Consider the following 7,835-nt stretch of genomic DNA (forward strand, 5'->3'; position numbering starts at 1 on the left):
TCGGCGGCGTCCAGGGTGTAGCCGACCCGGGCGCGGACGGTGGCGGCCAGTTCGGGCGGCAGCTCGTCGACCCGGGTGGCGGCGGTGGCCAGCAGGTGCAGCATCGCGTACTCCTCCAGCAGCCGCTCCTGCGGCAGGGTGTCGAGCTCCCGGACCCGGGTGGCCAGGCCGGGGGCCTGTGCGTCGACCATCCGGGCGGCGACCTCCTCCCAGGGCCCGGCGGTGGACTGGTCGGCCAGGCCGTGCCGGACGCGGTCGGCGAGCCGCAGCCGCAGCTCGGCCGCGCCGGCCGCGACCCGGGCCCCGCGCTTCTCGGCCCGGCGGCGGGCGGCCTCCGGGTCGACCGGGGCGGCCGCGCGCTTCTCGGCGCGCTCCCGGCGGGCCTTGAGCCAGTCGGCCGCCCAGTCGGCGGGCTCGCCGGACGGCACGGCCTCGGGGGAGCCGCTCCACAGCAGGAGGAGTCCGAGCGCGTGCTTGCACGGGAACTTCCGGCTGGGGCAGCTGCACTGGTAGGCGGGCGTGGCGAGTTCGATCACGGTGCGGTACGGCGTGCGGCCGCTGCCCCGGCACTCGCCCCACAGGGCGGTGCCGTCGGTGCCCGTCCCGGACCAGGGCGCGGGCGAGGAGAGCTTGCCCGCCGCCTTCTGCGACGCGGCGTCAGGTGCCAGGGACAGGACGTGTTCGGTGCTCCAGCGTTCCTCCATGCGACCGACCGTAGGCGGCGCCACTGACAGTGGCTGACCCTCCGTCCGCGGCCCGGCCGGGCGTTGTCAGTGGGGCGTAGCAGGGTGGTTCCCACAGGCCGGGACGCCGACCTGGCTCCCCCCGACCACCCTGCCGCCAGGGCACCCGTGCGCCCGGCGGCCGACCCCAAGGAGCCCCGATGACCGACGTTCTGCGGCAGCACGCCGAGGACGCCTTCGCCGGTGAACTGGCCGCGCTGGCCGCGCAGGACGACCGTCCGTGCCCCGAGCGCTGGAAGCTCTCGCCGTGGGCCGTGGCGACCTACCTGCTCGGCGGCGAACTGCCCGACGGCACCCGGATCACCCCCAAGTACATCGGCCCGCGCCGGGTGGTGGAGGTCGCCGTCACCACCCTGGCGACGGACCGCGCGCTGCTGCTGCTCGGCGTGCCCGGCACCGCGAAGACCTGGGTGTCCGAGCACCTGGCCGCGGCGATCAGCGGCGACTCCACCCTGCTGGTGCAGGGCACCGCCGGCACCCCCGAGGAGGCCGTCCGGTACGGCTGGAACTACGCCCAACTGCTCACCCACGGCCCCAGCCGGGACGCCCTGGTGCCCTCGCCGCTGATGCGGGCGATGGCCGACGGCAAGATCGCCCGGGTCGAGGAACTGACCCGCATCCCGGCCGACGTGCAGGACAGCCTGATCACCATCCTGTCCGAGAAGACGCTGCCGATACCGGAGTTGGGCGCCGAGACGCAGGCCGTGCGCGGCTTCAACGTGATCGCCACCGCCAACGACCGCGACCGCGGCGTCAACGAGCTGTCCAGCGCGCTGCGCCGCCGCTTCAACACCGTGGTGCTGCCGCTGCCGGGCTCGCTGGACGAGGAGGTCGACATCGTCACCCGCCGGGTCAACCAGCTCGGCCGCTCCCTCGACCTGCCCGAACTGCCCGGCGGCGCCGAGGAGATCAGGCGGGTGGTCACCGTCTTCCGCGAGCTGCGGGCCGGGCTCACGGTGGACGGCCGGACGAAGGTCAAGACCCCGAGCGGCACCCTCTCCACCGCCGAGGCGATATCGGTGGTGACCAACGGCCTGGCGCTGGCCGCCCACTTCGGCGACGGCGTGCTGCGCGCCGGGGACGTGACGGCCGGCATCCTCGGCGCGGTCGTCCGCGACCCGGTGGCGGACCAGGCGGTGTGGCGCGAGTACGTCGAAGGGGTGGTGCGCGAGCGCGACGGCTGGAAGGACTTCTACCGGGCCGCGCGCGAGGTGACCGCGTGACGACTTCGGAGGTCGCCCTGCTCGGCATCCGGCACCACGGCCCCGGCTCGGCCCGGGCGGTGGCCGCCGCGCTGGCGCGGTGGCAGCCGGACGCGGTGCTGATCGAGGGCCCGCCGGAGGCCGACGACATCGTCCACCTCGCCGCCGAGAAGGACCTCGTCCCGCCGGTCGCGCTGCTCGCCCACGCGGTGGACGACCCGGCGAAGGCGGCCTTCTGGCCGTACGCCGAGTTCTCCCCGGAGTGGGTGGCGATCCGGCATGCGGTGGAGCACGGCCTGCCGGTCCACTTCATCGACCTGCCCGCCGGGTACGGCTTCGCGCCCGCTCCGGAGGAGCCCGCCGAGGAGGCCGCCGCTGACGTTGAGCCCGAGCCCGTCGCCGACCCGCTGGCCCTGCTCGCCGAGGCCGCCGGGCACGACGACCCGGAGCGCTGGTGGGAGGACGTGGTCGAGCACCGCACCCCGGGCGATGACCCGCTGGCGCCCTTCACCGCCGTCGCCGAGGCGATGGCCGCCCTGCGCGCCGAGGGCCTCGGCGAGTCCCGCCGGGACCTGCTGCGCGAGGCGCACATGCGCCAGCGGATCCGCGCCGCCCGCCGTGCCGGGCACCGGCGGATCGCCGTGGTCTGCGGGGCCTTCCACGTCCCCGCGCTGGCGACGATGCCCACCGTCGCCCACGACCGGGCGCTGCTCGCCGAGCTGCCGAAGAAGGTGCGCACCGACATCACCTGGGTGCCGTGGACGCACCGCCGCCTCTCCCGGTCCACCGGCTACGGCGCGGGCGTGCGCTCGCCCGGCTGGTACCACCACCTGTTCACCACCGAGGGCGACCCGGTGCCGCGCTGGCTCACCCGGGCCGCCGAGCTGCTGCGCGCCGAGGACCACCCGGTCTCCTCCGCCCACGTCATCGAGGCGGTCCGGCTCGCCGAGACCCTCGCGGTGCTGCGCGGCCGCCCGCTCGCCGGGCTGACCGAGACCCTGGACGCCGTGCGCGCCGTGCTCTGCGAGGGCTCGGACGTCGCCCTGGAGCTCGTCCGGGACCGCCTGGTGGTCGGCGACGCGCTCGGTGAAGTCCCGGACGCCGCACCGACGGTGCCGCTCCAGCGCGACATCGCCCGGCTCCAGCGCTCGCTGCGGCTCAAGCCCGAGGCCGCGCCCAGGGACATCGACCTCGACCTGCGCAAGGACACCGACGCCGCCCGTTCCCGACTGCTGCACCGGCTGCGGCTGCTGGGCGTCGAGTGGGGCGTGCCCGCCCGTTCCTCGGTCAACTCGACCGGGACGTTCCGGGAGAGCTGGCGGCTGTGCTGGCAGCCCGAGTTCGCGGTCCGGATCGCCGAGGCCGCCCAGTGGGGCACCACGGTCGAGGAGGCCGCCACCGCCAAGGCCGTCGGCACCGCGCGCGCCGCCGTCGAACTCGCCGAGCTGACGGGCCTGGTGGAGACCTGTCTGCTGGCCGGGCTGTCCGGCGCGCTGCCCGCCGTGATGCGGGTGCTCGCCGACTGCGCCGCCCTGGACACCGACGTCGCCCACCTCGCGGGCGCGCTGCCCGCGCTGGTCCGCGCGCTGCGCTACGGCGACGTGCGCGGCACCGACCACGGCGCGCTCGCCGAGGCCGCGGCGGGCCTGGCCGAGCGGATCTGCGTCGGACTTCCGCCCGCCTGCGTCGGGTTGGACGCGGAGAGCGCGGCGGCGATGCGCGGCCGGATCGACGAGGTCCACGGCGCGATCGCCCTGCTCGACCCGGAGGCCTCCGACACCGACACCGACACCGGCGCCGACGGCCTGGCGGAGCGCTGGGCCGCCGCGCTGCGCTCGCTGGCCCGCCGCGAGCCCGCCGGCGGACCGGCCACCGGCGCCCCCGGCCTGCTGCGCGGCCGCGCCGTCCGGCTGCTGCTGGACGACGGTCGGCTCGACTCCGAGGAGGCCGGCCGACGGCTGCGACTGGTGCTGTCCGTCGCCAACGCCCCTGCGGACGCGGCCGGTTGGGTCGAAGGCTTCCTCACCGGCGGCGGCGCCCTGCTGCTGCACGACCCCCGGCTGCTCGCCCTGCTGGACGAATGGCTGACCGGCGTCAGCGGCGAGGTGTTCACCGACGTCCTGCCGCTGCTGCGGCGCACCTTCGCCGGTCTGGAGGCGGGCGTGCGCACCACCATCGGCGGCCGGGTCGCGGCCGGTCCGCTCGGCGCGGCCACGGCGGCGCCCGAGGCGTCCGGCGAGCTCGACCGGGCCCGTGCCGACGCCGCCGTCCCGGTGGTGGCCCTGCTGCTCGGCGTCCGCCCGACCATTCCCCGCCAGGCCGCCGGCCGCAACACCTGACACCCGCTGTAGGAGGAGGACCCGATGGCAGTGACCACCACCGACGAGCGGCTGCGCCGCTGGCGCCTGGTGCTCGGCGGCGAGGCCGACGGAACGGGCTGCACCCTGCGCGGCCGCGACGCCGCGATGGACGGCGCCCTCGCCGCGCTCTACCGGGGCGCCCCCGAGGAGGGGGCCCGTACGGCGCGCGGCGGCCGCCGCAGCGCGGGGCTCGGCGGCTCGGCCCCGCAGGTGGCCCGCTGGCTGGGCGACATCCGCGAGTACTTCCCGTCCACCGTCGTCCAGCTGATGCAGCAGGACGCGATCACCAGGCTCGGCCTGGACCGGCTGCTGCTGGAGCCGGAGATGCTGGAGGCCGTCGAACCGGACGTGCACCTGGTCGGCACCCTGCTCTCGCTCAAGCACGCGCTGCCCGAGACCACCCGGGAGACCGCCCGTGCGGTGGTCGGCAAGGTGGTCGCCGACCTGGAGCGGCGGCTCGCCGACCGGACCAGGGCCACCCTGGGCGGAGCCCTCGACCGCAGCGCCAAGGTGAACCGCCCCCGCCACCGCGACATCGACTGGGACCGCACCATCCGGGCCAACCTGAAGAACTACCTGCCCGAGCACGGCACCGTCGTCCCCGAGCGGCTGGTCGGCTACGCCCGCGCCCAGCGCGCGGTGAAGAAGGACGTCATCCTCTGCATCGACCAGTCCGGCTCGATGGCGCCCTCGGTCGTCCACTCGGCGGTCTTCGGCGCGGTGCTCGCCTCGATGCGCACCCTGGACACCCGGCTGGTCGTCTTCGACACCTCGGTGGTCGACCTCACCGAGCAGCTCACCGACCCGGTGGACGTGCTGTTCGCCACCCAGCTCGGCGGCGGCACCGACATCAACCGTGCGCTCGCCTACTGCCAGTCGAAGATCACCCGGCCCTCCGAGACCATCGTGGTGCTGATCAGCGACCTCTACGAGGGCGGCATCCGGGACGGCATGCTGCGGCGGGTCGCCGCGATGAAGGCGGCCGGCGTCCAGTTCATCGCGCTGCTGGCGCTCTCCGACGAAGGTGCGCCGGCGTACGACCACGCCCACGCCGCCGCTCTGGCCGCGCTCGGCGCGCCGGCCTTCGCCTGCACCCCGGACGCCTTCCCGGAGATCATGGCGGCGGCGATCGAGAAGCGCCCGATCCCCGTCCCCGACCAGGGCGCATGAGAGTTCCACTCGAACGGGTGAAGCCCCTCGATCGGTGGACCGGGCGTCCGTCCGGTCCACCGGCAGATCTGTGACGGTTCTCACCCAAGGCGGACAGGGCCCCGGGCGGAACAGGCCCCTCCCACGGGGATAACCTGCCAGACGGACGTGACGCGCGTGTTGATTGACGTGTGCGCCCGTGGCTGTGTGGGCCGCAAGGCCGTACCTCTGCGTACCCGCACCGCCCCGACGACCCGCAGCGAAGATCCTGCCGTGGCACGCTCGTAGAGACACAATCCGCGACCACGAACAAGGACAAACACGTGGACCTGTTCGAGTACCAGGCGAGGGACCTCTTCGCCAAGCACGGTGTGCCCGTGCTTGACGGCGATGTCATCGAGACCGCCGCAGACGCTGCCGCCATCGCGGAGCGCTTCGGCGGCCGCGCCGTCGTCAAGGCTCAGGTGAAGGTGGGCGGCCGAGGCAAGGCCGGCGGCGTCAAGCTCGCCGCCGACCCGGCGGACGCCGTCGCCAAGGCCGAGCAGATCCTCGGCATGGACATCAAGGGCCACACCGTTCACAAGGTGATGCTGGCCCAGACCGCGGACATCAAGGACGAGTACTACGTCTCGTTCCTGCTGGACCGCACCAACCGCACCTTCCTGGCCATGGCCAGCGTCGAGGGCGGCGTGGAGATCGAGGTCGTCGCCGAGCAGAACCCCGACGCGCTCGCCAAGATCCCGGTCGACGCCAACGAGGGCTGCACCCCGGAGAAGGCCGCCGAGATCGTCGCCGCGGCGAAGTTCCCGGCCGAGATCGCCGACCAGGTCGCCGACGTCCTCCAGAAGCTCTGGAAGGTCTTCATCGCCGAGGACGCCCTCCTCGTCGAGGTCAACCCGCTGATCAAGTCCGGCGACGGCAAGATCATCGCGCTCGACGGCAAGGTCTCCCTGGACGACAACGCCGAGTTCCGCCAGCCCGAGCACGAGGCCCTGGAGGACAAGGCCGCGGCCAACCCGCTGGAGGCCGCCGCCAAGGCCAAGGGCCTGAACTACGTCAAGCTCGACGGCCAGGTCGGCATCATCGGCAACGGCGCGGGCCTCGTCATGAGCACCCTCGACGTGGTCGCCTACGCCGGTGAGAAGCACGGCGGCGTCAAGCCCGCCAACTTCCTCGACATCGGTGGCGGCGCCTCCGCCGAGGTCATGGCCAACGGCCTGGAGATCATCCTCGGCGACCCCGACGTCAAGTCGGTCTTCGTCAACGTCTTCGGCGGCATCACCGCGTGCGACGCGGTCGCCAACGGCATCGTGCAGGCCCTGGAGCTCCTCGCGAGCAAGGGCGAGAACGTCACCAAGCCGCTGGTCGTCCGTCTGGACGGCAACAACGCGGAGCTGGGTCGCAAGATCCTCGACGACGCCAACCACCCGCTGGTGCAGCGCGTGGACACCATGGACGGCGCCGCTGACCGCGCCGCCGAGCTGGCCAACAAGTAAGGAAGGGGACTTAACACCATGGCTATCTTCCTTACCAAGGACAGCAAGGTCATCGTCCAGGGCATGACCGGCGCCGAGGGCATGAAGCACACCCGCCGCATGCTCGCCTCCGGCACCCAGATCGTCGGCGGTGTCAACCCGCGCAAGGCCGGTACCACGGTCGACGTCGACGGCACCGAGATCCCGGTCTTCGGCTCCGTCGCCGAGGCGATGGAGAAGACCGGCGCCGACGTCTCCGTCCTCTTCGTGCCGCCGGCCTTCACCAAGGCCGCCGTCGTCGAGGCCATCGACGCCGAGATCGGCCTGGCCGTCGTCATCACCGAGGGCGTCCCGGTGCACGACACCGCCGCCTTCTGGGCGCACGCCGGTGCCAAGGGCAACAAGACCCGCATCATCGGCCCGAACTGCCCCGGCCTGATCAGCCCCGGACAGTCGAACGCCGGCATCATCCCGGCCGACATCACCAGCTCCGGCAAGATCGGTCTGGTCTCGAAGTCCGGCACCCTGACCTACCAGCTCATGTACGAGCTGCGCGACATCGGCTTCTCCTCGGCCGTCGGCATCGGTGGTGACCCGGTCATCGGCACCACCCACATCGACGCCCTCAAGGCCTTCCAGGAGGACCCGGAGACCGAGCTCATCGTCATGATCGGTGAGATCGGTGGCGACGCCGAGGAGCGTGCCGCGGCCTACATCGCCGAGCACGTCACCAAGCCGGTCGTCGGCTACGTCGCGGGCTTCACCGCCCCCGAGGGCAAGACCATGGGCCACGCCGGCGCCATCGTCTCCGGCTCCTCGGGCACCGCCCAGGCGAAGAAGGAGGCCCTCGAGGCCGCCGGTGTCAAGGTCGGCAAGACGCCGTCCGAGACCGCCCGCCTGGCCCGC

General features: G+C 73.7%; 6 protein-coding genes. 5 read left to right on the forward strand and 1 reads right to left on the reverse strand.

Annotated features, from left to right (window positions below; translation table 11 throughout):
* A partial coding sequence (locus J0670_RS23360) for an SWIM zinc finger family protein (protein ID WP_207813611.1) occupies window positions 1-704 on the reverse strand: 704 nt, incomplete at its 3' end.
* Window positions 705-883: 179 nt separating this feature from the next.
* Between J0670_RS23360 and J0670_RS23365 the strand changes: the two genes are divergently transcribed.
* The 5 genes from J0670_RS23365 to sucD form a co-directional block, all read left to right on the forward strand.
* The gene (locus J0670_RS23365) at window positions 884-1,966 is read left to right on the forward strand and encodes an AAA family ATPase (RefSeq protein WP_207813612.1); all 1,083 of its coding nucleotides are present in this window, start codon (window positions 884-886) and stop codon (window positions 1,964-1,966) included.
* On the forward strand, window positions 1,963-4,284 hold the full coding sequence (locus J0670_RS23370; protein WP_207813613.1) for a DUF5682 family protein: 2,322 nt from the start codon (window positions 1,963-1,965) through the stop codon (window positions 4,282-4,284). Before J0670_RS23365 ends, J0670_RS23370 begins: the two co-directional genes overlap by 4 nt.
* Window positions 4,285-4,308: 24 nt before the next feature.
* Window positions 4,309-5,475: a VWA domain-containing protein gene (locus J0670_RS23375; protein WP_207813614.1), complete on the forward strand. Its 1,167-nt coding sequence runs from the start codon at window positions 4,309-4,311 to the stop codon at window positions 5,473-5,475.
* Between the two features lie 302 nt (window positions 5,476-5,777).
* On the forward strand, window positions 5,778-6,950 hold the full coding sequence (gene sucC, locus J0670_RS23380) for an ADP-forming succinate--CoA ligase subunit beta (RefSeq protein WP_207813615.1): 1,173 nt from the start codon (window positions 5,778-5,780) through the stop codon (window positions 6,948-6,950).
* An 18-nt stretch (window positions 6,951-6,968) separates the two neighbouring features.
* Window positions 6,969-7,835, forward strand: an 867-nt coding sequence (sucD, locus tag J0670_RS23385; RefSeq protein WP_207813616.1) for a succinate--CoA ligase subunit alpha, incomplete at its 3' end; no start/stop codon positions are given.

Origin of the sequence: Streptomyces sp. FH025, from assembly GCF_017427025.1 — a bacterium.
Lineage (GTDB): Bacteria > Actinomycetota > Actinomycetes > Streptomycetales > Streptomycetaceae > Kitasatospora.